Genomic DNA, 20,457 nt, shown 5'->3' on the forward strand with positions numbered 1-20,457 from the left:
GGCCGGGTTCTGGAACGCCATGAGCGCGGCGGGGGGCGGATGGTCAAGCCGCCCTCCGCTTCCAGCGTGGGGTTGCGTGCCTGCGGCCGGCGTGCCCGCGGGCACCATGTCGTGGATCAAGGAGGGCGTGGGGGAAGCAAGGCGGCGGTAGGGGCGCGCGCCCAAGCGGTTTTCGGGAGCTGCGCCCTGCCCTCGGCGGTATCCGGCGCCGTTGACGCGCCCGCCCTTCCCCACCGGGGTGTCCTCGGCTCGGCGGAACGTGCGGGCACACAGCTGTCAACGGCCATGGAGATGCCCAGGTGGGCGGCCGGCGGTTCTCCCGGTCCATGGCCATCAGACCGCCCGCCCGCAGCGGTTGCCCGCCGGTACCTCCTGCTCCTTTGCTCCAGTACCACGGGGTCGGTCCGGTGCAGGTCCGGCTGCCCGCCGGCGGGGCGTGACCATCTGGTGGAGTGGCGCGCGGTGGGGCTCGGAGTGAGCGACGGGATGCTGCGGGACGGGCTGATCGTGGGGGTGGACGGGCGGCCGTGGCGCCCGGCGCGCCCTATGTGCTGAGGCTGTACGTGGGGTTTGACCGGGAGCTGTCGGCCGAGGTGCCCGTGCCCTTCGGCGTCGACGTCGTGTACCGCGCCGAGCACATCGTCGTCGCCGACAAGCCGCATTTCCCCGCCGAGCACTGGATCCCCCTGCGCACCCCGAACCCTATCGAGTCCACCTTCGCCATCGTCCGGCTACGGACCACGGTCACCCGCGGCGCCGGCTCCCGCACCGCCGCCCTGGCCATGGTCTTCAAACTCGTCGAGTCCGCCCGAGGGCGGTGGCGGGCTGTGAACGCGCCCCACCTCGTCGCCCTCGTCCACGCCGGAACCCGCTTCGAATGCGGTCAGCTCATCGAACGCCTGCACCCTCTCACGGCATGCACAACCTCAACCGATCCACAGTGATGACCATTTCTCGGCGCTCGCGCTTTCCCGCTCCTGATCCCGACACCGCCGCGCGGAACACACGCGGGCTACACCCGTTCTGGGTGACTTGCCGTTCTTCGAGCGATATGCGATACGTGGAGAGAGCCCCTTCAGCGCTCGCCGAGGAACCCCTGCTGGCCGCCCTGGAAGAGGAGTGCCATGTCAGGAGCGCAACAAGAGGCCGCCGGGCGCGTGATCACCGGACGTTACCGGCTTCTGCGTCGGCTCGGTACCGGCGGCATGGGACGTGTGTGGCTGGCGTACGACCAGGAACTGGCGTGCGAGGTCGCGCTCAAGGAGATCATTCTGCCGCCGGACGTCCCCGAATGCGAGGTGAGCTCCCGGATCGCGAGGGCCCGCGGCGAGGCCCGGCACGCCGCCCGGCTGCGCAACCATCCGCATGTCGTCACCGTGCACGACATCGTGGAGGAGGGCGGCCTGCCGTGGATCGTCATGGAGTTCGTGCCCGGTGCCATGGATCTGGAGGCGGTGGTGCGCGAGCGGGGGCCGCTGCCGCCCGGCGACGTCGCCCGGATCGGTCTGGCGGTCCTCGACGCCCTGCTGGAGGGACACCGGCTCGGCGTCCTGCACCGGGACGTCAAACCGGCCAACATCCTGCTGACCCATCCGGGGCCCCAGCCCTCCTATCCGACGGAGGGCGGCGGCCGGGTGATGCTCACCGACTACGGCATCGCGCTGGAGCCGAGCTCCGGGGAGGACCGCCTGACCGCCACCCTGGAGATCCTCGGGACGCCGCGCTTCATGGCCCCGGAGCGGGCCAACAGTCAGCCGCCCACCCCTGCCGGCGACCTGTTCTCGCTCGGGGCCACCCTGTACTACGCCCTCGAGGGGGCCGGTCCCTTCGACCGCGACACCGCCCTCGCCACGCTGAGCGCCCTGCTGTTCGAGTCCCCGAGCCTGCCGCGCCAGGCGACGGAGCTGACCCCGGTCCTCCTCGAGCTGCTGGCCAAGGACCCCGCGGACAGGATGGACGGTGAGGAGGCCGCCCGGCGGCTCGCCTCCATCGCCGGCCAGCCCCACCCGTCCCCTTTGCAGCAACCGGCTCCCTCACCGCAGGTGCCGCCGCCCGAGCAGCCCCCCGCCTCGAAGCCGCCGCGCCCCCAGGAATCGGCCCCGCCGACCGAGATCCTGTCGCCGGCCGAGCCGGAGGAACCGGCCGGCCCGCCCCTAAAACCGCTGCCGCACAAAGGGGACGAGGCCCGGCTGCGGCCCCGCCCGCCGCGGCCCAGAAACCGACGGGCCAGGCTCATTGCGGGGGTGGCGCTGGTGGCGCTTGCCGCGGCAGGCGGCATCTACCTGGCACAGTCCCGTTCCTCGGGTCCCACCGCACCGTCCGTGTCCTCGATTCGGGTCGGCAAATCCCCGGGCGGGGTGGCGGTGTCGCCGGACGGGCGCCAGGCCTACGCGACCAACTACTACGGCCCGGCTTCGGTGTCGGTGATCGACACCGCCGCCAACCGCACCGTGGGCAACCCCATCGGTGTCGGCACGAAGCCCGTCGGGGTGGCGGTGTCCCCGGACGGAGGCCGGGCCTACACGGCCAATACCGGCTCGGATTCGGTGTCGGTGATCGACACCGCCACCAACCGCACCGTGGGCAACCCCATCCATGTCGGCACGAAGCCCGTCGGGGTGGCGGCCTCCCCGGACGGACGCAGGGCCTACACGGCCAACTACGGCTCGGATTCGGTGTCGGTGATCGACACCGCCACCAACCGCACCGTGGGCAACCCCATCCATGTCGGCAAGACGCCGTACGGGGTGGCGGTCTCCCAGGACGGACGCTGGGTCTACACGGCCAATGCCGGCTCGGATTCGGTGTCGGTGATCGACACCGCCGCCAACCGCACCGTGGGCAACCCCATCCATGTCGGCAAGACGCCGTACGGGGTGGCGGTCTCCCGGGACGGAGGCCGGGCCTACACGGCCAACTCCGGTTCGGATTCGGTGTCGGTGATCGACACCGCCACCCACCGCACCGTGGGCAACCCCATCCATGTCGGCGGGTACCCGGTGTGGGTGGCGGTCTCCCGGGACGGACGCCGGGCCTACGTGGCCAATGCCGGCTCGGATTCGGTGTCGGTGATCAACACCGCCACCCACCGCACCGTGGGCAACCCCATCAATGTCGGCGGGTACCCGGTGTCGGTGGCGGTGTCCCCGGACGGACGCCGGGCCTACACGGCCAATGAGGGCTCGGCCTCGGTGTCGGTGATCAAGTTCTAGCCTCCCCTTTTCGCTCGGGGCGGCAAAGTCGAGTCGGTCGCGGTGAGCCGGTGGTTCTCGGCTGTTGGTCGCCGGGCGGGCCTGGCTGCGGCCCGACGCTGGGGTCCCCGCCCCACTGCACTCCCCACCTCCAGGCCGTTGACCAGGGAAATAGTGGTTGACAGTGGTCCGGCTGCAGTACCAAGCTGTAATACTAAACCGACAAAAAGGAGTAATCCGCCCCAAGTCAAGGGAGATCATCATGGTGCCAAGCGCCCGGAAGCGCATCCGACACCTCGTCGGTGCGTTTTGCGTTGCTGCGCTGCTCGCCGCAACGGTGGGCGTGACGAGTGCTGAGGCAATGCCTCAGACAACGAAGGCCGCGGCGGAATCGCAGAGCACGGAATGCACGGGCCCCCTGAACCCGCCGGGCTGTGTGTGAGGCAAGGTTGGGGCAGGTGTCGCCCACTGCGCGGTGTCCGTCTTGAAAACCGTTGCGCAGAGTGTTGTCGGCGTACAACCTCATCTGTCCACCCACGTACGAGCCAGCCTCGATCTTGCATGACGGTCCGCCGACGGAGTCGGTGGGTCGTTTCGCTTTCTGTGGCTGATGGCGGGCATGCCGGGGACCCGAGTGACACGTCGGGTGGGCGCCGGGTTCCACTGCTCCGGGCGGGGTGGTGCTGCTCGCAGGGACGGAAAGCTGCCGCGTCAGCCGGGGTTGTGAACTGCTGCCGCGGGACAGCGCACGAGTGTGTTCTGGCGTGGATGGAGAAGCACTACACCAGCCAAGCGACAGCCGAACAAGTGAACCTGAAACCACGTCAACCCGCCCTGACCAGCTAACCAGCCACTCCCACGCAGCGGGGGAACCTCAGACCGGCAGCAAGCGACGATCGAACGGGCCGATCAGCCGGGCAGGGCGCTGCTGCGGTTGCAGCTACCAGCCAGGCCGGATCCGGCCTCGTACCGGGACTGGACGTGGGTGTCCTGCTCGATACAGATGCCGCCGACCGTTCCGGCTTCGGCAGTGCTGCACCTGCCGACGCTGCGCATCAGGCAGCGCAAAGTCCACGCCGACGTGATGTTCCCTCACGCCGTCCCGAAGACGAAGCGCTCCGGGCACACCGTGGCCCTGGGCATCGACTGGGGCCTGAACACGCTCCTCTCGGCTGGTGCGGCCCGCCTGCATGCTGACGGCCGTATCCAGGCCCTTGGCTCGGGCGGCATGTTCCGTGCTGCTGGCGTGCTGGCCAAGCAGCACCGTCTGCGGCCAGTGCGAGGCCCTGCACGCGAAGGCCGACCAGTACGACCGCCTCATCGGCGGAGCCGGGGATCACGCCCTGGCCGAGCGGCACCAGGTGCTGCGCGACGAGATCGCTCACGTCTCCCGCCGCCGCTCCAACCTCAACGACGCGGTGGCATGGGCCGCCGCCCGTTGGGCTGTCGATCAAGCCATCGTGGCCCGAGCGACGGTGATCCATGTTGAAGACCTCCGCTCGGTGGAAGCACTCGGCATGGGCCGCACCCACAACACCCGCATGTCCCAGCAGGTGCGCGGACAGATCATCGACCGCATGCGGCACCTCGCCGCCGAAGTCGGCATCGCCGTGGTGACCGTGCCGGCGCGGAACACCTCCAAGCACTGCCCGGCCTGCCTCACCCCGCTGCGGCACCGCAAGGCACCGGACCGCCGCACCACGGCGGGCTGGAAGTGGGCGATCTGCCCCAACCAGGAATGCGGCTGGCAGGGCGACCGTGATCACGGCGCTCGGCGGCGTATCGCAGCCCGCGGCCTCACACACCAGACCAAGACCGTTGCGGACCGCGCTACCGGGGCGCTGATGATCCGCTCGGTGGTCGACCGACTCGAAGCCGAAGCCGTCATCAGCACGGCCCCCGAGACCAGCCGGGGCAGGGATCGGTCGAAGACCGGCCCCACCCGGCCTCGAACAGCACGCCCCGCGCCCAGGCGACGCAGGGCACCCTCTCCCACCAGTCCTTCGGGGCCGGCGGGCAAGCGTCCGGAGGGACACGCTCACACGGCCCGGCACTGCCTGCCTCGCGCAGCCCACCGGGACCAGGGTGTGAACACGTCGGTCAAGCACACCCACCAGCAGCGAGGGGCAGCGCTGGGCGCTGGATTCCATCTCCACGCCCATGCTTCCCCTCCGCGATGGGAACACCGAGACGGAAACTCAATCCAACCCAGGATCGCTTAGCTGATCAGAGACGCTATACCTCCGCCGCGATCATCCTCACCGCTCGTGCCAACTCGCGAAGCGCGTGCAGAACGAGCAGTTCACGACCCCCGCCCGGTCCGAAACGCGGCGTCACAGGCCCAGGGAGACGGCCAGGCGCGTGAGCTCGGCGGTGCTGCTGATGCCGAGCTTGGCCCGGATCCGGCGCAGATACGCATCGACGGTGTGTCTCGAGAGCCCCATGCGTCGGGCCGTCTGCAGGTAGGTGCGCCCGGCGGCGATGTGCCGCAGCGCCTCCCGCTCACGCGGGGCCAGCGCAGCCGGCCCGCACGCGAAGGCAGAGGCGGGGTTGGGGGCTTCGGCGTGCAGGGCGGGTGCGAGGTTCATGGCGGCTTTCCTTCGGCGCATCGGTCCGGTCGTCCCGGCTCACAGCTCCGGAGCAGTACACGGATGCCGAAATGTGGATATTTGCTCCTAATTGACACGGGCAGGGCCCAGGCCGGTTCCACGCCGTCGCACATTTCCTGAAATTTTCGTTATCCGCCTACATCGGTGACGTACAGAACCACCCTCGGTACAGGCCCCGCACACAGCGCACCGCCCACCGCGGGCGGTCCGCGCCCCCGCCTGGCCCGGGCACCTCACCGAGCACCGTGTTGGTGCTTCCTGCCCCGCAGGATCATGCTTGTTGGTAGGGGCCCTGGCCGCGGGGGTTTCCCCGGGAACAGCGGTCGAGGAACGAGCGAGGCGAGATGAGCGCCGATGGAGCACCTTCCCACTCCTCCTGGTGAACGGCCGGGCGATGCGGACGCCCCGCTCGAGCCGCCCCGCAAAGGCACACCGGGCGCACCGGGCGAGCGGGGGCAGGAGGAGGAGCCGGGCGGGCTGAGGGAGCTGAAGGAGTGGGCGTTCGCCCAGTCCCCCTGCATCCTGGCCGTCTTCGGCACGGATCTGCGGCTGATCGCGGCGAACACCGGCATGGAGCGCGCCCTCTCGCTCACCGAGGCCGAGATGCGCGGGCTGCGCCCGGTGGACATCGCGCCGCATCCCGTGGGCGAGGAGATCCAGGCGCGGATGCGCCGGGTGCTTCAGGACGGCGAGCCGCAGTGGACCGAGGCCTTCCTCTCTGCCGCCCGTGCCGGATGCGCTGACGGTCCAGAAAGTGGCCGGCCGGTGTCGCTGACCGCGCTGCGCGACGGCGCGGGCCGGCTGCGGGGCGTGTGCCTGACCGCGTACCAGGGGCACGAGGAGCACACGGAGGGGGAGCGGATGCTGCTGAACGAGGCCGGCGCCCGTATCGGCACCACCCTGGACATCGCCCGTACAGCCCAGGAACTCACCGACGTCGCCGTCCCCCGCCTCGCGGACTTCGCCGCCGTCGACCTGCTCCCTGCGCGCGGTGAGGAGGCGGGCGCCACCGCTTTGCCCGGGCCGGTCACCATGGGCCGCGCCGCCGTGCGCTCGGTCCTGGAAGGAAGCCCCGAGTCCCCGGTCGCCGTCGGCGAGTCCAGCACCTACCCGGCGCTGTCCCCGGTGGCCGAATGCCTGGCAAAGGACCGCGGGGCGCTCTACGAGATGACCGGGCCCACCCTTGCCCGGTGGGCCGGCGAGGACCCAGGAGCGGCCCGGATCCGCGAGTGGGGCACACACTCGCTCATGGTGGTGCCGCTGCGCGCCCGAGGCACCACCCTGGGCGCCGCCCTCTTCAGCCGCCACCACAACCCTGCCCCCTTCACCCCCCAGGACCTGCAGCTGGCCGAGGAGCTCACCGCCCGGGCCGCCCTGAGCATCCACAACGCCCGGCGTCACACCCGCGAACGCACCACCGCCATGACCCTGCAGCGCAGCCTGCTCCCGCGGGCCCTGCCCGAGCAGGCCGCCCTCGAGATCGCCTCCCGCTACCTGCCCGCCGACCCCCTGGCCGGCGTCGGCGGCGACTGGTTCGACGTGATCCCGCTGTCAGGCGCACGCGTCGCCCTCGTCGTCGGCGACGTCGTCGGCCACGGCATCCGCGCCTCGGCCACCATGGGCCGGCTGCGCACCGCGGTAAGCACCCTGGCCGACGTCGACCTGCCGCCCGACGAACTGCTCACCCACCTCGACGACCTCGTCATCCGCCTCTCCGCCGACGAAGCCACCCCCGAAGGCGCCCCCGAAGGCGCCGGCGGCATCGGCGTCACTTGCCTCTACGCCGTCTACGACCCCGTCACCCGCCGCTGCACCCTCGCCCGGGCCGGCCACCCCCCGCCCGCCGTCGTCACTCCCGACGCCGCCTACCTCCTCGACGTCCCCGCCGGCCCCCCGCTCGGCCTGGGCGGCCTGCCGTTCGAGGCCACCGAGACCGAACTACCCGAAGGCAGCCTGCTCGCCCTCTACACCGACGGCCTCCTCGAACCCCGAGACCACGACATCGACGAAGCCCTCGACAAAATGTTCGCCGGCCTCGTCCGCCCTGCCCACAGCCTCGACACCGTCTGCGACCACGTCCTCACCGCCACCCTCACCCACCGCCCCGACGACGACATCGTCCTGCTCCTCGCCCGCACCCGCGCCCTCAGCGCCGACCGCGTCGCCGCCTGGGACCTGCAACCCCACCCCGCCGTCGTCGCCCACGCCCGCCAAAATGCCACCGCCCAGGTCACCACGTGGGGACTGACCCACGCCGCCTTCATCACCGAACTCATCGTCAGCGAACTCGTCACCAACGCCATCCGCTACGGCAAACCCCCCGTCCAGCTCCGCATGATCCACCACAACACCAACCTCATCTGCGAAGTCTCCGACACCAGCAGCACCACCCCCCACATGCGCCGCGCCCGCATCTACGACGAAGGCGGACGCGGCCTCCTCCTCGTCGCCCAACTCGCCGACCGCTGGGGCACCCGCCATACCCCCACCGGCAAGACCATCTGGGCCGAACAAACCGTCACACCTGACAGTGAGTGAAGTTCCCCAGAAGTTCCCCTGCCGGGCTGGACAGCCTGACATTGGGACGGACGGTCCCGGGGGAAGCAGTTCCAGGTAGTGCGCAAGAAGAGCAACACGAGCAAGCGGTACACGGCCGAGTCCAAACGGGACGCGGTCGCGCTGGTCCACACGTCGGGGAAGACGGTCACCGAGGTCGCCCGGGAGATCGGCGTGAGCCCGGAGGGGCTGCGTAACTGGGTGAACCAGGACAAGGCCGACCGCGGTCAGGGCCCGGTGGGCACGCTGACCAGCGACGAGAAGGAAGAGCTGCGCCGCCTGCGGCGGGAGAACCGGGAACAGCAGCAGCCCCCGCTATGAGCGCAATCCCCGCAACTACCTGGCCTTCCTCGGACTCGCCGCCGCCATCTGCTGCTACAAGCGATATGTCCGCCTCACCGCATAGGACACGGTGTAAAAGGCAGGCACACAGAGCCATGAGGTCAGAACGCATCGTGGCTACGAGCTCGTAACGGGATCTTGCTGAGGTGCCCTGGCAGAGCGCGCGCCAGAGTACGACCGGATGGGAGCAGTGGGACGGGCAGACCGGTGAATTCTGCGTGGTCGCCTCTCGGAGCCGCGCATCGTGCCCCTCTCGAGGGCTGTACGGCATGCAAAACCGGAAACGACCGGCTGGAAGGGGCGTCCTTGTCGCTCGGGACAGCCGACCGCTTTGCTGCTGATGCCGGAGATGACAGGTGGGACGAGCCGCAGTCGACTGGAATGTGGAGCTCATCCTCATCAACGGGGAGCTCAGGCCACCGGGAGGGCCCATGAGAACTACACGCCGCTTTGTCCGCACCGCCACCACCGCCGGCTTGACCGCCGTTCTGACTGGCGCGGCGATAGGCGGGGCCACCGCCGTCAGCACCCCCCAGGACTTCGCGCGCACCGGCAGCCTGCGCCTCGCCGCCACCGCCGGGGGCCCGGTCACCAGCCCGCCTCGCGGCATCGCCGCACAGTGGGTCAACACCACCGACGCACCGAGCGGCATCACCGTCAAGCTGCCCGGCAGGACCAAAGTCGAGCACGACTCGATCACCTTGAGCGGTAAGACCTACCAGCTACGGACGTACAAGGTCAGCGCCGGGAAAAACAAGGTTGTCTTCCAGGTCACGGACATGCACGGAGCAGATACCAAGGCCGCCCTGGACCCGGCCATCCGCGGCATTGCCGCCTCGACCAGTGGGACCGTCAGCAGGAACCAGCCCCTTAAAGTCGCCGGCCATCCCGCCCGCGAGGGCCGGATCACGTTCGACGACAACGGTGTCCCGAGAGTGGTCCTCGTCCGTTACGTCGCCGCCGCCGACCACCTCGTCGGACTCGGGGCCAGCGGCCCTGCCACGGACGAAAAGGGCGTGAAGCAGCTCTACCAGCAGCTCACAGGCTCCCTGCACATCCCCTGACGTCCACGATGGATTGCCTACACAAGATCATGATCGCGGACGGCTACTGGGCGTCACCACCGACTACGGGCCAGACCCGAACGTCTTCAGGGCCGTAGCGGCGGGGTCATGTTCTCGGTGCCGAGGACGGTCAGCAGTTGCAGCTTGTCGGCTGCTTCACTGCCGGGTGCCGCTGTGTAGACGACGATGCGCAGGTCGGTGCCGTGTACCGACAGCACGTCGCAGTCGAGTTCGACTTCGCCGACGTGTGGATGGTCGACGGTCTTCCGTTCGCTTTTGTGGTGCGCGACTGTGGAGCCTTCCCACAGGCGCGCGAATTCGGGGCTCGATCTCCGCAACGTGCCGATCATGTCCATCAGTTCGCGGTCGGCCGGGTAGCGCGCTGCGGTGTCGCGCAGGTCGGCGACGAGCGATGCCTTGTGCTCGTCCGGGTCCGGGTGCTGCACGCGCCCCGTGTCTTCGCGGAAGACCCGCCACACGATGTTCGCCGACCGGCCGCCGCGCCAGTCGTCGCCGGTCAGCGCGGCCCACGGATCATTGTGCTGGATGAGGGTCCAGGCCGCGTCGAAGACGGCGATCGGGGTGTCGGTCAGGCGGTCGAGCAGGCGCTGCACGCTGGGGCCGATGTGCTGCGGCACCAGTCCGCCCGATTGGGCGGTGTGTCCCGCCAGGCGGCAGGCCAGTTCGTATTCGGCTGCCGACAGGCGCAGCGTTCGCGCGAGCGCGCGCAGGATGGCCAGGCTGGGGTGCGCGCGGCCTTGTTCGAGGCGTTTGACGTAGTCGGGTGAGACGCCGGCGAGCCAGGCGACCTCTTCGCGGCGCAGTCCCGCGGTCTTGCGCGTGCCCGGTCTAAAGGGCAGGCCCACGTCTTGCGGCTGGAGGCGGGCGCGCCAGGAGCGCAGCAACGTCGCCAGATCCGGTGCTTCGTTCACAGCTGCATTGTCGGTGCTCACCGCTTCATTGTTCGACGCGCCGCCGGCTGCTGGGTGGCCCGATGTGGGCCACGATGCCCCCGCTCTCGCGGCCCAGACTCGATCTGGCTGCGAGAGAAAGGAAGCCAGGGATGAACACCCCCACTGCAGGCGCACCCCTCGCCCTGGTCACGGGCGCCAACAAGGGCATCGGCCTGGAGACGGCGCGGCGTCTGGTCGAGGCGGGCTACCGTGTCTACCTCACCGCCCGTAACCCCGAACTGGGCAAGAGGGCTGCCGACGAGGTCGGCGCACAGTTCCTCGAACTGGACGTGACCTCTGATACGTCGGTCGATCATGCCGCCGTAACCGTGGAGCAGACCGACGGCCACCTCGATGTGCTGATCAACAACGCGGGCATCACCGGTCCTCTGGTCGAAGCCAAGGACTACACCGCGGACGATGCCACGACGGTGTTGCTGACCAACGTCGTCGGCTACGTCCGCATGATCCACGCGTTCCTGCCGCTGCTCGAACGCTCCACGGACCCCCGCATCGTCAACGTCAGCAGTGGCCTGGGTTCGTTCGGCCTCTTCCACGACGAGAGCCGGATCGAATCGCGATTCGGCTCTCCGCTCTACGGCGCAGCGAAGGCGGCCATCAACATGCTCACCGCCCGGTACGCACGGCTGCTGCCGCACATCCGCGTCAACACTGCGGACCCCGGAATGACCGCCACCGACCTCAGCGGCGGTCAGGGCCACTCGGTCCACGACGGCACCGACGCCATTATCGCTTTCGCCCTCAACGCACCCGGCGGCCCGACCGGCACCTTCGCCGATCGCGACGGCGAACTGCCCTGGTAATCACCACCACCCCGAAAGGAACGCACATGTATCTCATCACCGGAGCCACAGGCAACGTCGGCGGCCCGCTCGCGCGGCAGCTGCACGAACAGGGCCACCCCGTCCGGGTGCTCGTGCGCGACCCCGCCCGAGCGGCCGACCTGCCGGCCGGGATCGAACGCAGCGTCGGCAATCTCGACAACCCCGATGACGTGGCCACCGCCGTCAAGGGCGTGGACGCCGTCTTCCTCATGCAGGTGGGCAGCGGAACCCAGCAGACCCAGATCGTGATCGACGCCGTGCGCAACGCCGGCAACACCAGGATCGTCCTGCTGTCCTCGGTCGGTGCACGGCTGATGCCGATCAGCGACAACCCCGTCATCGGCGGAGCCCTCGCGGCGCGCGAGGACCTCCTGCGCGCCTCCGGGCTCGGCGTCACCTATTTGCGCCCCAACGGCTTCGCGTCCAATGCCCTGTGGTGGCTGGACGGCATCCGCGCCGGCAAGGTCGTCGACCCCACCGGGGAGGGCCGCCTGGCTGTCATCGACCCCGAGGACATCGCCCGCTGCGCCGCCGTCGTGCTCACCGAGGACGGGCACGTCGGCAAGGGCTACACCCTGACCGGGCCTGAAGCGCTCACCTCTCGCGAGCAGGTGGCCACGATCGCCGAGGTGACCGGCCGGACCATCGACTTCCAGGACATCACTCCGCGCGAGTTCGCCCAGACGCAGATCGCCCACGGTGTACCCGCCGAGCAAGCGCAGGCACTGGAGTACCTGAACACGGTGTTCCGCAAGGGGCGCTCCGCCTACGTCACAGACGACGTGCAGAACCTCACGGGCCGGGCACCCGGGACGTTCCGTGCCTGGTGCGAACGCAACGCCGACGCCTTGCGCTGATTCAAGCCTCCCGTGGACCAGGCGCCCAGCCACCGAGGTCAGCGCTTCACGCCAGAATCGTATTGCGGGCCTCGACACCACACAGGTGGATGTGACTACTGACGTTGAGGAATCTGGTCCCTGCTGCGGCGCGGCTGGCTCTCCAACGTCGCCTTCAGCACCTACGCCACATCCAGTACCGCAGCAGCCTCATAGACGGCTGCCTCGCCGAGACCGGCCTGACGATCAATCCTTGACCACGGAAGGCGACATCACGAGTTCAAGCTCAGTAGCTCGGAACTATCCGGACAGGCATCGATGGGCGTAAACACGCAGGCCCTGGCCGCGGTACATGATTGTGAAGGGGTGGGAGCAGGCAGCGGACGGTTGTTGTCGACCCCGGAGGGTGCGATGCCGTCGGTGATCGGTCTGCTCGAACAGCGTGAGGCGCGGGCGCGGGAGGAGCTGGAGTCGTGGCGGGAGGTGCTGAGCCAGACCCAGGAGGAGGTTGCCGCTGCCACGGAACGGGCTGAGCGTGCCCGGGTGGCCCGGGAGAAACTCGTGCAGGCGCTCGCCGAGGAGGGTGCGGGCTGTGTCTTCGTCGCGGCCCTGACCGGCGAAGCGGACCCGTTCAGTGAGCGACTCTCAGCAGGGGAGCGCCATGAGTTCGAGAGCTGGCGCGGGGTGTAGAGCGCCAGTCCGAGATCACCGACGCGACGAATCGTAAGACGACCACCGCCTTCGACGCACCGGGCAACACTGCAGCGTCCACCGACTACGGCACTGTTGGAGGGGAGTACGGGAAGTACGACGCCGTCCTTCTGCCCGCGTCCGATCCTGCCGATGGACACCTTCTTGTTCTGTGCGCTGGAGGCCCACACCGGCCGGTGCCCAATGTGGTGGGTGGCCTGCGGGCAGCGGGCCGAGTCGCACATGCCGACCAGCGGCTTGTCTGCTCCTGGCAAGGGCTGGAAGGTCACCGACAGCCGCACCGGCCTTCCGGAACCGACCGGCTCGCCACCGCAATGCCCGAGAGGCGGTGAAGTCTTGACCTGGTTCGATGAGCTGAGGAGCGTCTTGCCCTCCCACCCGGGGACGGGTGACACGGTGGACTGGGATGCAGTGGAAGCCAGTTGGGGCACCTCTTCCCCGGCGACTTCAAGAAGTTCATGGCCGAGTGCGGCGCGGGCACGATCGACGACTACCTGAGCGTGCTGCTCGCCGAACTCCGGGGTGGCTTCGGATCTGGGGGTTGTGCCGAGAGATCAAGTCAGTGGCCGAGATCTCGGCGCTTCTTCGCATGCCGCTGGGCGTTGCGCGCATTCTTGTCGCCGACATGGCGGAGGCGGGACTGGTCGTCATTCATCAGCCTGACGGGGCCGGCGCCACCGGCGGCCGGCTTGACACGGGGCTGCTGGAGAGAGCGGGCTCGGCAGACTCTAACCGTAGGCGTCAACGGCCGGGCCCCGGCGAGGCACTCTCCGGGACCGGCTGGCCTGGACGCAGTGGGAGCTTGAACGCAAGTACGGTGTGACGTGGCGGACGGTACGGAAGGCGTTGGACTCGTCCTGGCCGACGCCGCGCAAGAAGCTCCCGCCGCGGGCCAGCGGCCTGGATCCGTTCAAGTCGGTGATCGACGAGATCCTGCGTCCGCCGCAAGCCCCTGACCACGCGGCAGACGCGGAGTCGTCTTCTCCTGGGAACATCGCGGCTACAGCGGCCCACCCGAGGACCCAGCCATCAGCATCTCATCGCAGCAAGCCGGGCCGGCAGCGGCCCGAGCACATTGTGGCCCATACAGTCCAGAACTAGTACGGTGGGGGCATGCCCCGACCTCGCGAGTTTGACGAAGACCGTGTGCTTCTCGCCATCCGCGACGAGTTCTGGGACAAGGGCTACGCGGCGACATCGATGGACGACCTGCTACGCGTGAGCGGGCTGGGCAAGGGCAGCCTCTACGGGGCGTTCGGAGACAAGCGAAGCCTGTTCCTGCGGGTGCTGCGCAACTACGACGACGCGAACCTGCTGATGCTGCGCGAGCGTCTGGTGTCCGCGGCGCGAGGGATCGACCTGGTGCGCGAGTTCCTGCTCGGCCCGACCGGCGACCCGACCGGAGCAGTTGCGCGTCGGGGTTGCTTGCTGGCCAACAGCAACGCCGAGCTCGCCACCAGCGCTCCGGACGTGGCCGCTGAGGCCCGCCGCAGCTACGACGAGATCGCCACCACCCTCACCGCGGCGCTGGAGCGCGCCCAGCGCGAAGGCGACCTCGCCCCTGACGCCGACCCCGCCGAGACCGCCCGCGCGGTCCTCGTCGCCCAACTCGGCCTCATCGCGCTCGGGCGCACCGGCATGGACATCGACATGCTCACCGAAGTGGCCCAGTCCGCCCTGGCGCGGCTACTGCCCACCCCAACGCAGTAGCAACAACTCACCGGCCGACCTGTACCGTCGCGGCCCTCAACCGGCCCCGAACCCTGAACGGTGCGCCCTCAAGCTGCACGCTGTGGCTCTTGCCAAGGACCGCGGTCCGCTGGCTGGGCTCCGGCGTGGCGGCCAATCGTCAGGTAGTTCGGACAGCGCCCCGGCAGGTCGATCCTGCCGCGGCGGTCGGCGCTGCCGCGGGGCGGTCGCGGCAGGTGTCTGCCTGGTGGCTCCGGGGCCGCGCGTGCGTGGGCTCTGCGCTGCGGCCTCCTCGGCCCGGCCGTGGGGCCACGCCGAGGAGCCGACCCTCCCCGCCATCAAAGGAATATTGACCGCACGGTCCAGATCTGGAAAGGTTACGGACTGGACAGTCCATAACTTGGAAGGAGGGCGGCATGGCCGTCCTGGCAGATAAAGTCGCCGTGGTCACCGGTGGCAGCACCGGCATCGGATTCGCGACCGCACGCGCATTCCGCGACGAGGGCGCCAAGGTTTTCATCACCGGTCGCCGCAAGGACGCGCTCGACGCCGCGGTTGCCGAGCTCGGACCTGCCGTAACGGGCGTGGTCTGTGATATTTCGGTGCCCTCAGAGCTCGACGCGTTCTACGAAACCGTGCACGACCAGGCCGGCCGCATCGACGTACTGGTCGCCAACGCCGGCGTCGGCACCGCAGCTCCGCTCGGCGAGGTGACGGAGGATCTGATCGACTCAGTGTTCGCCACCAACGTCAAGGGAACAATCTTCACCCTGCAACAAGCGCTGCCGCACCTCAGCGCAAACGCTTCGGTGATCCTCACGGGTTCGACCGCCACGACACGGCCCAACCAGGGACTCGAGGTCTACGCAGCATCGAAGGCCGCAGTCCGCAACCTCGCCCGCGGTTGGGCCCTCAGCTCGCGCACACATGGCTTTCGGGTCAACGTCGTATCCCCGGGCGGCACCCGCACCCCCGGTCTCCTCGATCTGGTCACGCCCGAGAGGCTCAAGCAGGCCGAAGACCGGATCCCCCTTGGTCGGCTCGCCGAACCCGAGGAGATCGCCGCCGTGACGACGTTCCTTGCCTCGGACGCGTCGAGTTACGTCAACGGTGCCGAGTTCTTCGCCGACGGTGGTTCCGCGCAGGTGTGAGTGCTCTCGTAAACGCATGCGAACATTCCGGCCCTGTCGCTCGATCGTGCTGACCGCCCCGCCGCACAACCGCAATCAGGCGGCAGTTCAGCGCCGACTTGGCCGACGCGGCTCGGCAGACAGGGGAGGCCGGCGTGCGGGCTCTCGTCTTTCGATCAGAGGCACCTTAATCCCAGCATCGGTGCCGATTGCTGACCAGGCCGCGGCGTAGGTGAAGTCCGCGGCCCAGAGCCGACTGTTGCCCAGGTCGTCCGGTCCGCACCATCGCCGGCGATGGTGCGGACCGGACGACCTGGGCGCGCATGAGCCACTCGACGGTGCCGGCCACCTGGCACACTCCCGGTTCAACGTAGCCCCCTTGCGGGCACCGTAGACGCCGTAGTTCTCGCGTGCACTCGAGCGATGTGCTCCGCGACTACGGCAGTGCCGTCATTTCTCCTCGTCATTTCCGAGCCTGTTGATCACCAACCGCCTCCCGAAACAGTCGACAAACGCTGTTCCTAGACATCAACGAAGCCATGGAGGGTGTTGCACACGTGGTCAGCACACTGTCGAGTTATCAGCGACAGGAGCTGATCGAGCTGGTTGGAGAGATGGCAGCCGGCGAGAGCAACCCGGCTCGCCGCGAGTTCCTGGAAGCGTTCCCGGAGGACTTCGGGATGATCAATGATGCGTCCTGAGCAGCCTTCTCAGGAGTAGAGCAGGACGCGCTTGCGGAGGAGTTCGAAGCCGGCGCGGCCGAACATCTGGCGCTTCAGCATCTTGATCCGGTTGACATGGCCCTCGACGACTCCGGAGTTCCACGGCTGCGAGAGTCCGGCGATGACGGCGTCGAGGTCGCGCTCCAAGTGCCGGGCAAGGCGGTCCCATCCACTTCACCGGCCCCAAGCTCCTAGGACCAGACCCCGTTCGAGTCCTGAGCTGTGCAAACGTGCGCCTCGGAAACGTGCGCCTCGGATCGGAAGCGGGCTCTCGAAGGCGGCATCACGACCGGGCAGCCAATCCGTCCAGGGTGAGGTCGAGGAGGCGTTCGGCCTGCTCTCGTTGTTCGGGCTGCGCCGAGGTAAGGGCGATGCCCGCCAGGGCGGCACTTATGTCGCTCGGGCTGATGTCGGTGCGGATCGTCCCGGCATCTGCGCATGCGTCCATCAGGGTGGCGATGGCGGCCTGGATCATGTCCCGGCTGTGACCGTAGGGGTTCTTTCCCGTAGCGGCGATGGCGCGCAGGGCGTCGGCCATGCCGAGTTTGGCGGTGACGTAGTCCAGGAAGAGGCGTGTCCAGGCGCGCAGGGCTTCGTACGGCGGCTTCGCCGTCAGAAGATCGGGAACGGCGTCGCACAGCTGGGCCACTTCATTGCGGTAGACCGCCTCGATCAGGGCTTCCCGGGTGGGGAAGTTGCGGTACAGGGTTGCACTGCCCACGCCCGCCGCCTTGGCGACGCGCTCCAGGTGCGCATCCAGTCCCTCCTCGGTGAACACACGCACCGCAGCCGTGAGGATCTTGTCCCGGTTGCGTCGCGCGTCAGCTCGCAACGGACGTTGTGCGTCTTGGGCCATCGGCGGCTGCCATCTCCTCGTGATCTTCTCCAGTTGCTAAACGGAGGCGTGCCCACTTAGTCTACAAATGGTGGCGCCCCCAGTTCCACTGTAGGTCATGGCCTGACCTGCGCGCTCTCTCTGCGAGGACTTTTGATCATGTCGGGAATCGAAGGCAAGGTAGTAGCGATCACTGGTGCCAGCAGCGGCATCGGAGCGGCAACGGCGACATATCTCGCCGAGAAAGGGGCCCGGCTCGTGCTCGGCGCCCGACGGGAAGACCGACTGAACGCGGTGGTGGACCAGATCGTCGCGCAGGGCGGCTCAGCCGTCGGAGTCGTCATCGACGTGACGCGCCGGGAAGATCTGAAGCTTCTCACGGACACGTCGGTCGACCGGTTCGGCCGGCTCGACGTCCTGGTTTCCAATGCCGGCACGATGGCGGTGTCACCGTTCGACGAGTTGCGCCAGAACGACTGGGACGCGATGGTGGCGACGCACATCACCGGCCTGCTGAACGGGATCGGAGCGGCACTGCCCCTCTTCCGGCGGCAGCGTTCCGGCCAGTTCGTCAACGTTGCCTCCACCGCGGCCTACGTCGTGAAATCACCGCAGAGCGTCTATGCGGCCACCAAGACGGCAGTCAAAGTACTGACCGAGGGGCTGCGGCAGGAGTCCGGTCCCGACCTGCGCGTCACCCTTGTCTCACCCGGGTTCACCAACACCGAGGGGGTCGGCAGGGGAGCGAGCCCCGAGACAGCAGCAGCGATGGCCCGACAGCGCGACGAGATTGCCATCCCGCCCTCCGCCATCGCATCCGCGATCGGTTTCGCGATCGAGCAGCCCATCGGCGTCGACATCAGCGAGGTCGTCGTCCGGCCCACCGTACAAGCCTGACGACCGGCAGAGACCATCGCGTTCGATTGGGCGGGATGACAAACAGGCACTTCAGCCAGTGGCCTCGGCCCTGGCCCGGGCCTGGGCGAGGCCGGTTCCGGAGTCTCCTATGAGACAGAGCGGAAGTCCCTTCTTCACCCATTCGCAGGACGCGAGGGTGTGGATCACGACGGGGTCGATGTTCGGGTTGGCGTCGAAATCGAATTGCCGCAGGGATTTTTCCCGGGGGAATGAGGCGGCCTTGATCCGGCGCTCGGAGCGTCGGCGAGCCCGGTCGTCGCACTCGGCCAGCAGGAGTTCCGCGAGGAACCCGCGGTAGGTCATCTGGCCCTTGGCCGCGTCGGTGGCGATGCCGGCGAACTGGCTCCGGATCGTGGGCAGTCGCAGGGCCATGCAGGACGCTTCGATGGCCGCGTCGGCCGCCTGCTCGGTCAGGCCACGGTGGCGTTTGACGGTCACGGCTCTTCTCCCTCGGGGTGGGGCCGGCCGCCCGGCCGGCGTCGTCGCAGTAACTGGTCGTAGACGGCCACCGAGGGCAGTGGCCGGGTGTCCGGCGGCAGATGCGCCAGCCTCCGCTCGGTCAGCGACGTGACCTTCGGCTGCCGGAACAGGTCCGGTTCCGCAGGCTCGGACGGCGCCGGGGCCAAGGTGCCGTCGGCCTCCGCCGCCTTGCGGGCCTCCAGCGCGACCGCGTCCGAGGTCATCGCTCCGGCCCGCAGGGCCGCGGCGAGCCCGGCGACCAGGTGCTCGTGCGGCATGTGCCGGCCCAGCAACAGGACCTCGATCAGCGCCCGGGTGCCGTCCCGGTCGCCGTGGGCCTTGCAGGCAGCCGCCCACCACGCGTCGTGGACCGGAGTGAACTTCCCCGCGGAGCGGGCCTGTTCCAGCGCGGTCGATCCGGGCAGGGCTCCCGGCTTGCGGACCAGAGCCTCCAGATAGTGATCCAGCACCAGCCGCGAGCCGGCCTTGGTCATCAGCCGTTCATGCCGGGCGACTTCGACCCCGTCGTCGTAGACCACCAGCTCGGAGGCGTGCAGCATCACCCGCACCCGTCGTCCGATCAGCCGCACCGGCACCGAGTAGTGGTTCGTGCGGACACTGATTAGTTCTCTGAACTTCGCGCTCGGATGCCGTGATCACCGTCGGGACGATGGTTCAGGGCAGGTGCTTGCGCGCCTCCGTCCAGGTGATGAGCCGGTCCTTGTCAGGTCCCGGTGGCAGGAAGTCCAAGAGCTGGTCCAGGTGAGCCGAACTGGACGGCGGCGCGCGCTGGCCGGAGGTCGGCGACTGGGAGGCGGTCACCGAAGACCTGCTGCAACTCGTCCGCGACCACGACTGCGACGCCCTCAGCCTGGGCCTGCCGAACATCGCCCGCGCCCTGGTGTGCGCCGGCCCGCACAGCGAGGTCCGCGCCGTCGGCCCGACGACCGGGAAGCACCAGGTGTACGGGCCCGCCGACCGGATCGAGGTCCTCGTTCAGGCCGGCAAGCACCTGGCCCGGGCGGAAGCAGGCTCTCCCCTGTGGCCCGGCGACGGCCTGCTGCCTCCCATCAACTCCGCAGAGGCTGACTGATGTTCGGACACGAAGTGCACCAAGTCTGCGCGGAGTTGCGCTGGTTGATGTTCGGCCTCAGCCACGCGATGGCCGGAGGCTGGGGGGACCGCGTACCCACCTGGTTCTCAGCGCGGGAGGCTGCGTCGGGGCGGATGGTCGTGTCAGACGGAGCCTCCTGCGCGCGGCTCTGAGTCCGCACTACCGAGTCTGCTCCGTTGACCGCCCGGTCCGGGGGCGTCTTGCGCAGTGTTTGCACCGGCGTACGGCGGGGACTGGCGGGGTTTCCCCTGGCAGTACCCCGGCAAAGGGACTAGCCTGATTACAGAGCAGTCGTGGTTCCGAAGTCGTTCGCCCGCGGTCATCTTGCCCGCGGGCGTTTTGCTGTGCAGCCCTCTTTGGACCAGGGCGATTACCTCCGGGCCCGTACCCGTGCGGGCTCGAACCCTCGTCGAAGGAGACAGACATGGCCAAGGGCACTGTGAAGTGGTTCAACGCGGAGAAGGGCTTCGGCTTCATCGCGCA

General features: G+C 68.9%; 19 protein-coding genes and 5 pseudogenes. 17 read left to right on the forward strand and 7 right to left on the reverse strand.

Going from position 1 to position 20,457, the window contains the following annotated elements; all coding sequences use genetic code 11:
- Nucleotides 1-662 precede the first annotated feature (662 nt).
- From IEZ19_RS45020 to IEZ19_RS45030, 3 genes and pseudogenes are all read left to right on the forward strand, one after another.
- Nucleotides 663-944, forward strand: a pseudogene (locus IEZ19_RS45020) (IS256 family transposase); the annotation flags it as partial.
- A 180-nt stretch (nucleotides 945-1,124) separates the two neighbouring features.
- Entirely contained in the window at nucleotides 1,125-3,212 is a 2,088-nt protein-coding gene (locus tag IEZ19_RS45025; RefSeq protein ID WP_189317189.1) for a serine/threonine-protein kinase, read from the forward strand.
- Nucleotides 3,213-4,426: 1,214 nt separating this feature from the next.
- Nucleotides 4,427-5,413: a zinc ribbon domain-containing protein gene (locus IEZ19_RS45030; protein WP_229841578.1), complete on the forward strand. Its 987-nt coding sequence runs from the start codon at nucleotides 4,427-4,429 to the stop codon at nucleotides 5,411-5,413.
- Between the two features lie 111 nt (nucleotides 5,414-5,524).
- On the opposite strand, the gene IEZ19_RS45035 is transcribed toward IEZ19_RS45030, so the two are convergent.
- Nucleotides 5,525-5,779: a response regulator transcription factor gene (locus IEZ19_RS45035; protein ID WP_189317190.1), complete on the reverse strand. Its 255-nt coding sequence runs from the start codon at nucleotides 5,777-5,779 to the stop codon at nucleotides 5,525-5,527.
- Between the two features lie 375 nt (nucleotides 5,780-6,154).
- Here IEZ19_RS45035 and IEZ19_RS45040 point away from each other — a divergent pair, with 375 nt between their 5' ends.
- From IEZ19_RS45040 to IEZ19_RS45055, 4 genes and pseudogenes are all read left to right on the forward strand, one after another.
- Nucleotides 6,155-8,338 carry a SpoIIE family protein phosphatase gene (locus tag IEZ19_RS45040; RefSeq protein ID WP_189317191.1) on the forward strand — a complete coding sequence of 728 codons (2,184 nt, stop codon included), beginning with the start codon at nucleotides 6,155-6,157 and terminating at the stop codon, nucleotides 8,336-8,338.
- Between the two features lie 78 nt (nucleotides 8,339-8,416).
- On the forward strand, nucleotides 8,417-8,677 hold the full coding sequence (locus tag IEZ19_RS45045; protein ID WP_189317192.1) for a transposase: 261 nt from the start codon (nucleotides 8,417-8,419) through the stop codon (nucleotides 8,675-8,677).
- A pseudogene (locus IEZ19_RS45050) lies at nucleotides 8,664-8,762 on the forward strand (IS5/IS1182 family transposase); the annotation flags it as partial. The gene IEZ19_RS45045 and the pseudogene IEZ19_RS45050, both read left to right, overlap by 14 nt.
- Before the next feature lie 367 nt (nucleotides 8,763-9,129).
- The gene (locus IEZ19_RS45055) at nucleotides 9,130-9,762 is read left to right on the forward strand and encodes a hypothetical protein (RefSeq protein WP_189317193.1); all 633 of its coding nucleotides are present in this window, start codon (nucleotides 9,130-9,132) and stop codon (nucleotides 9,760-9,762) included.
- 86 nt (nucleotides 9,763-9,848) lie between these two features.
- On the opposite strand, the gene IEZ19_RS45060 is transcribed toward IEZ19_RS45055, so the two are convergent.
- The gene (locus IEZ19_RS45060; protein WP_229841579.1) at nucleotides 9,849-10,715 is read right to left on the reverse strand and encodes a helix-turn-helix domain-containing protein; all 867 of its coding nucleotides are present in this window, start codon (nucleotides 10,713-10,715) and stop codon (nucleotides 9,849-9,851) included.
- Nucleotides 10,716-10,825: 110 nt separating this feature from the next.
- Between IEZ19_RS45060 and IEZ19_RS45065 the strand changes: the two genes are divergently transcribed.
- The 8 genes and pseudogenes from IEZ19_RS45065 to IEZ19_RS45095 all read left to right on the forward strand — a co-directional run bounded on the left by IEZ19_RS45065 (nucleotide 10,826) and on the right by IEZ19_RS45095 (nucleotide 16,627).
- The gene (locus IEZ19_RS45065) at nucleotides 10,826-11,539 is read left to right on the forward strand and encodes an SDR family NAD(P)-dependent oxidoreductase (protein WP_189317194.1); all 714 of its coding nucleotides are present in this window, start codon (nucleotides 10,826-10,828) and stop codon (nucleotides 11,537-11,539) included.
- Between the two features lie 26 nt (nucleotides 11,540-11,565).
- Nucleotides 11,566-12,417 (forward strand): NAD(P)H-binding protein, encoded by an 852-nt coding sequence (locus IEZ19_RS45070; protein WP_189317195.1) that lies wholly within the window; start codon nucleotides 11,566-11,568, stop codon nucleotides 12,415-12,417.
- Nucleotides 12,418-12,525: 108 nt separating this feature from the next.
- Nucleotides 12,526-12,653: pseudogene (locus IEZ19_RS51970) on the forward strand (IS630 family transposase); the annotation flags it as partial.
- Between the two features lie 154 nt (nucleotides 12,654-12,807).
- Nucleotides 12,808-13,086 carry a hypothetical protein gene (locus IEZ19_RS45075; protein WP_189317196.1) on the forward strand — a complete coding sequence of 93 codons (279 nt, stop codon included), beginning with the start codon at nucleotides 12,808-12,810 and terminating at the stop codon, nucleotides 13,084-13,086.
- Nucleotides 13,087-13,513: 427 nt separating this feature from the next.
- Entirely contained in the window at nucleotides 13,514-13,930 is a 417-nt protein-coding gene (locus IEZ19_RS52830; RefSeq protein ID WP_189317197.1) for a DUF742 domain-containing protein, read from the forward strand.
- Nucleotides 13,931-14,220: 290 nt separating this feature from the next.
- Nucleotides 14,221-14,817: a TetR/AcrR family transcriptional regulator gene (locus tag IEZ19_RS45085; RefSeq protein ID WP_189317198.1), complete on the forward strand. Its 597-nt coding sequence runs from the start codon at nucleotides 14,221-14,223 to the stop codon at nucleotides 14,815-14,817.
- A 395-nt stretch (nucleotides 14,818-15,212) separates the two neighbouring features.
- Nucleotides 15,213-15,947 carry an SDR family NAD(P)-dependent oxidoreductase gene (locus IEZ19_RS45090; protein ID WP_189317199.1) on the forward strand — a complete coding sequence of 245 codons (735 nt, stop codon included), beginning with the start codon at nucleotides 15,213-15,215 and terminating at the stop codon, nucleotides 15,945-15,947.
- Nucleotides 15,948-16,483: 536 nt separating this feature from the next.
- Nucleotides 16,484-16,627: a hypothetical protein gene (locus tag IEZ19_RS45095; RefSeq protein WP_189317200.1), complete on the forward strand. Its 144-nt coding sequence runs from the start codon at nucleotides 16,484-16,486 to the stop codon at nucleotides 16,625-16,627.
- Between the two features lie 9 nt (nucleotides 16,628-16,636).
- Here IEZ19_RS45095 and IEZ19_RS45100 read toward each other — a convergent pair.
- Nucleotides 16,637-16,810 (reverse strand): annotated as a pseudogene (locus IEZ19_RS45100) (ISL3 family transposase); the annotation flags it as partial.
- Nucleotides 16,811-16,931: 121 nt separating this feature from the next.
- Entirely contained in the window at nucleotides 16,932-17,504 is a 573-nt protein-coding gene (locus IEZ19_RS45105; protein ID WP_189317201.1) for a TetR/AcrR family transcriptional regulator, read from the reverse strand.
- 138 nt (nucleotides 17,505-17,642) lie between these two features.
- On the opposite strand from IEZ19_RS45105, the gene IEZ19_RS45110 reads away from it, so the two are divergent.
- On the forward strand, nucleotides 17,643-18,380 hold the full coding sequence (locus IEZ19_RS45110; protein WP_189317202.1) for an SDR family oxidoreductase: 738 nt from the start codon (nucleotides 17,643-17,645) through the stop codon (nucleotides 18,378-18,380).
- 90 nt (nucleotides 18,381-18,470) lie between these two features.
- On the opposite strand, the pseudogene IEZ19_RS45115 reads toward IEZ19_RS45110, so the two are convergent.
- The 3 genes and pseudogenes from IEZ19_RS45115 to IEZ19_RS45125 form a co-directional block, all read right to left on the reverse strand.
- A pseudogene (locus IEZ19_RS45115) lies at nucleotides 18,471-18,839 on the reverse strand (ATP-binding protein); the annotation flags it as partial.
- Nucleotides 18,836-19,483, reverse strand: a complete 648-nt coding sequence (locus IEZ19_RS45120; RefSeq protein WP_373297154.1) for a Mu transposase domain-containing protein — start codon at nucleotides 19,481-19,483, stop codon at nucleotides 18,836-18,838. The gene IEZ19_RS45120 and the pseudogene IEZ19_RS45115, both read right to left, overlap by 4 nt.
- Before the next feature lie 52 nt (nucleotides 19,484-19,535).
- Nucleotides 19,536-19,682: a hypothetical protein gene (locus IEZ19_RS45125; protein WP_189317203.1), complete on the reverse strand. Its 147-nt coding sequence runs from the start codon at nucleotides 19,680-19,682 to the stop codon at nucleotides 19,536-19,538.
- Nucleotides 19,683-19,761: 79 nt separating this feature from the next.
- Between IEZ19_RS45125 and IEZ19_RS45130 the strand changes: the two genes are divergently transcribed.
- Nucleotides 19,762-19,953 (forward strand): hypothetical protein, encoded by a 192-nt coding sequence (locus IEZ19_RS45130; protein ID WP_189317204.1) that lies wholly within the window; start codon nucleotides 19,762-19,764, stop codon nucleotides 19,951-19,953.
- Nucleotides 19,954-20,457: the final 504 nt, after the last annotated feature.

Origin of the sequence: Streptomyces brasiliensis (genome assembly GCF_014647875.1) — a bacterium.
GTDB lineage: Bacteria > Actinomycetota > Actinomycetes > Streptomycetales > Streptomycetaceae > Streptomyces > Streptomyces brasiliensis.

Bases quoted from the DNA above. Each gene is read 5' to 3' on its own strand.
- IEZ19_RS45025 (WP_189317189.1), top strand. From the start codon at position 1,125: ATGTCAGGAGCGCAACAAGAGGCCGCCGGGCGCGTGATCACCGGACGT.
- IEZ19_RS45035 (WP_189317190.1), bottom strand. From the start codon at position 5,779: ATGAACCTCGCACCCGCCCTGCACGCCGAAGCCCCCAACCCCGCCTCT.
- IEZ19_RS45040 (WP_189317191.1), top strand. From the start codon at position 6,155: ATGGAGCACCTTCCCACTCCTCCTGGTGAACGGCCGGGCGATGCGGAC.
- IEZ19_RS45055 (WP_189317193.1), top strand. From the start codon at position 9,130: ATGAGAACTACACGCCGCTTTGTCCGCACCGCCACCACCGCCGGCTTG.
- IEZ19_RS45065 (WP_189317194.1), top strand. From the start codon at position 10,826: ATGAACACCCCCACTGCAGGCGCACCCCTCGCCCTGGTCACGGGCGCC.
- IEZ19_RS45070 (WP_189317195.1), top strand. From the start codon at position 11,566: ATGTATCTCATCACCGGAGCCACAGGCAACGTCGGCGGCCCGCTCGCG.
- IEZ19_RS45075 (WP_189317196.1), top strand. From the start codon at position 12,808: ATGCCGTCGGTGATCGGTCTGCTCGAACAGCGTGAGGCGCGGGCGCGG.
- IEZ19_RS52830 (WP_189317197.1), top strand. From the start codon at position 13,514: ATGCAGTGGAAGCCAGTTGGGGCACCTCTTCCCCGGCGACTTCAAGAA.
- IEZ19_RS45085 (WP_189317198.1), top strand. From the start codon at position 14,221: ATGCCCCGACCTCGCGAGTTTGACGAAGACCGTGTGCTTCTCGCCATC.
- IEZ19_RS45090 (WP_189317199.1), top strand. From the start codon at position 15,213: ATGGCCGTCCTGGCAGATAAAGTCGCCGTGGTCACCGGTGGCAGCACC.
- IEZ19_RS45105 (WP_189317201.1), bottom strand. From the start codon at position 17,504: ATGGCCCAAGACGCACAACGTCCGTTGCGAGCTGACGCGCGACGCAAC.
- IEZ19_RS45110 (WP_189317202.1), top strand. From the start codon at position 17,643: ATGTCGGGAATCGAAGGCAAGGTAGTAGCGATCACTGGTGCCAGCAGC.